We start from the raw sequence: 3,528 nt of genomic DNA, 5'->3' as shown, positions 1-3,528 counted from the left end.
GGGTGGCTCCGTGGGGCTGGGGGGCCGCTACTTCGTCTTCGCCATCACGGTTCCGGGGCCGCGGTTCTCCGTCCACACGACGTGGTCCCCGCCCACCGCCACGCTGGTGAGGTTGAACGTCGGGGTGAAGGCCTGCACGGCGGCGCCCCCGCCCACGGGCACCCGGAGGATGCGTCCCGGCATCCCATCTTCCGCCAGCCACACCTGGGCGCCGTCACTGGCCAGGCCCGTGATGGAAGCCCGCGTGAGCAGCGTGGAGACGGTGCCTCCGCCCTTGGCCACCTTGCGGATGGCATCCCCCTCCTGCCAGTAGACGTGGGTGCCATCCACCGTGAGGCGGCCCGTGACGTTGGAGCGCGCGGTGACGACGTCGGAGCGGGTGCCGCCCTGGTTGGACATCTTCCGGACCGCGCCGCCTTCCGTCCAGAACAGGGTCGTCCCGTCGGTGGCGATGCCGCCCAGGCCGGTGAGGCCGGTGGCCAGCACGGTCGGGGTGGCGAGCGGCGTGGCCACGGGGAGCTTGAGGATGGAGCCCGCGGCCTCCGTCCAATACAGGTGGGTGCCGTCGGTCGCGATGGCCAGCGGCTCATTGCGGTTGAAGGCCATCAGTTGCTCGCCGCCGCTGTCGAGCGACGCGCGCATCACCACGCCGCCCGTGCGGCGCTCCACCCAGTAGGCGAAGCGGCCGTCCGACGCCGTGCCGGACAGGTTGAAGCGCGAGGGCGGCGTGAGCGGATGCTCCGCGTTGAGGAAGCCCTCCATCACCTGCTTGCGGAACGGGATGAAGGTCTGGGTGAGCGCGCTGGAGAGGAAGAAGCGGTTGCCGTCCGGCCCGGGTTCGGTGAACTCCAGGTTGTGGATGAAGCCCGCGGCGCTGGGGAAGCGCATCGTGCTGCCATCCGGCAGGGTGCCCACGTCCACGCTGTCGCTGCGCTGATGACAGCCGCTGCACGAGAGCGCCTGCGCGCGGGCGACGATCTGCGTGGGCGTCAGGTCGCTGCCAATCAAATCCAGCCGCGCCTGGATGTCGTTGCGGAAGGCGCTGGGCCCCGAACCGAAGCGCAGGCTGTACTCGTCCACGGCGTTGAAGGTGCTGGAGTCGCCCTGGACGGCGTTGAATTGATCCGGCACCGCGTAGTTGAAGGTGTTGAGGTTGTCAGCGGCCAGCGCGGGCACCTGGTTGACGAAGTGCGTGCGGAAGCTGGCGGCCAGCGGGTGCGTGGAGGCCGGGTTGAACAGCTCCCCGAACGGGTTGGTCTTCACCGTCACCGGGGCGAACTTGAGCGTGCACACCCCGCCCGGGCACTGCCGCTGGAGCTTGAACTCCTTCAGCACCCACAGCGGTTCGATGAACACGTTGATGCGCACCTGGCCGGTGCCGTCCGGGTTGAGGCCGTAGTTGTTGATGTGAAACACCGGCGAGAAGCCGGGCAGGCCCGTGAAGTAGAAGTCGCGCAGGGCGGTGCCCCGGTCCGCGACGTTCTTCGCGCTCAGGTCGCGCCAGAAGGACTGCACGGGCCGGCAGCCGTCGAGCCCCAGGTCCGGACGGGGGTTGGGCAGCGAGGCCTCCAGGATGAGGAACGCCCGGCCCGCGCCCCCGGACGTCTTGCCGAAGACGACCCGGTACTCACCGCAGTGGGCCCCGGAGGCGGGCGCCAGGTCGAACCGGTTGTACAACCCGATGGCGGAGTAGGAGTTGATGCTCGTGGGGCTGTTGGCCGCCGCCTGGGCGCCCTCCTGGGTGCGGCAGCCATACGGGAAGCCGTTGAGCGAGCCCCCATTGTCGTTGCAGTGCGCTCCCGGCTGCAGGTCCGGCTGTCCGGGGGAGGGGTTCTGCGTGTCCCAGAGCTGACGGAAGAGCTGGGTGGCGTTGAGCCCGGAGCCTCCGTTCTGGGCGACCAACTGCTGGAGCACGTTGGTGAGGGTGAAGGGGGCGAGGATGGAGGCCTCCGTCACCGCCACGGACTTGCGCCCATCGACCGTCTGGGGCGACAGGGTCGTCAACTCCTGCTCATGGGAGAGGATGCCAATGCCTCCCCGTTCGGAGAAGGGCGCGGGGGCGGCGGACTCCGCGTCCACCGTTCCGGGCGGCTGACAGCCCGTCCCCATGAGGGTTCCCGCGGCGAGCAGCGCGCGCGACCAGTGCTTGAACATTCAGGACTTCCTTTGTCGGACGAACGGAGTCGGAGGCGCCAGCGCGAAGGGGCGCTTAGAGCGGAGGGGACTGGGGCTGGGGGACGTCCACCTTGAGCAGGAACATGTCGCGGCTGCCCTGGTTCTGGCTGCCGGGGACGAGCGCGCCCTCGGTGTAGCCCGCGAGGAACACCCTGCCGCACGGGTCCACCCACAGGGCCGTCGCCTGATCATTCCCGGCGGTGCCGCGCTGCCACGTTCCCCGCAGCCGCCCGTCCGCGCTGAAGCGCAGCACGAACAGGTCCTTGCCGCCCTGGTGGGTGAAGCCCGGGAAGCTGCCCAGGGTGGAGCCCGCGACGTAGATGTCGCCATTGGGCGCGCGCGCCAGCGCGGTGGCCAGCTCGCTGCCCTGCGTTCCCACCGTCCGGATCCACTGGACCTGTCCGTCGCTGGGATTGAGCAGGGCGAGGAAGACATCCACCTCCCCCACGACGGGGACGCCGGGCTCCAGGGGCATCTGGCTGGACCCCGCGAGGAACAGATGGTTGTCGGGCGTCAGCAGCAGCTCGTCCGCTTCGGTGGCCACGGGCGCGATGACGCTGGTCCAGAGGAGGTTGCCGTTCGCCGGATCGATGCGCCGGACGTAGGCGCCGCCGGGGCCCTCGCTGTCGGCGAAGAACTTGAAGCCGGAGGAGTACAGGGCATCCGCGCTGGGGCTGGCGACGAAGCCCGTCAGCCGGTCCGGGTTGGACTCCACCGTGGAAGCGAACTTCCAGGCCGCGCCTGAAGCGAAGCCGTTGCCTTCCCGGTTGATGCGGGTGACGAAGCCATTCTCCGAATCCAGCACCACGCGACCCTGGACGAACATGTCGTCGAACCCGGCGACGAACACGCTGCCGTTGGGATGGACGGCGACCTTCATCGGGTGCTGCGGGCGCGCGTCGCCCTGCTGCACGGTCCGCTGCTTGTTGCCCTTGCCATCCAACTGCGTCACGAAGAGGTCGAACTGCCCCCGGTTGGTGGCGTTCTCCAGCGCGCCCGTGGTGCGGCCCACCACCGTCAGCAGCTCCTGGGTCTCGCTGCCGACGATGTGCTCGGCGACGTCCGTCCCGCCCGTGTCGGTGACCTCCGTGCGGTCCAGGGTCCCGTTGGGCAGGAAGCGCAGCACCACCGCCCGCGAGTCACCCGAGGGTTCGATGTTGGTCTGTCCCAGGTTGCCCCGTTCATAGCCCGCGACGTACACGGCGCCGGAGCTGCCGGCCCAGACGGAGAGCGCCTCGTCCGCGCTGGAGGTCCCGCCCTGGTAGTCATGCTGCCAGGCCGCCTGGCACGTGCCCGCGGGCTCCTGCGGGTCTTCCTCGCCCGTGCAGCCCACCGTCCCCAGCACCCCCACGG

Annotated in this window: 2 protein-coding genes; both read right to left on the bottom strand. The window is 69.9% G+C overall.

What is annotated here, in order from left to right; translation table 11 throughout:
• Nucleotides 1–27: 27 nt before the first annotated feature.
• The gene (locus D7V88_RS39835) at nt 28–2,154 is read right to left on the bottom strand and encodes a hypothetical protein (RefSeq protein ID WP_120545730.1); all 2,127 of its coding nucleotides are present in this window, start codon (nt 2,152–2,154) and stop codon (nt 28–30) included.
• 55 nt (nt 2,155–2,209) lie between these two features.
• Nucleotides 2,210–3,528 (bottom strand): NHL repeat-containing protein (locus D7V88_RS39830; protein WP_158625263.1); only part of this gene is annotated, 1,319 nt, incomplete at its 5' end.

The sequence above is a fragment of the Corallococcus terminator genome, from assembly GCF_003611635.1.
GTDB classification, from domain to species: Bacteria; Myxococcota; Myxococcia; order Myxococcales; family Myxococcaceae; genus Corallococcus; species Corallococcus terminator.
Note: the sequence above shows the minus strand (reverse complement) of the source record. Positions and strands in the feature narration are given on the sequence as shown.

What these genes read in the sequence shown, in the direction of transcription:
- D7V88_RS39835 (WP_120545730.1), bottom strand. Translation starts at nt 2,154, where the DNA reads ATGTTCAAGCACTGGTCGCGCGCGCTGCTCGCCGCGGGAACCCTCATG.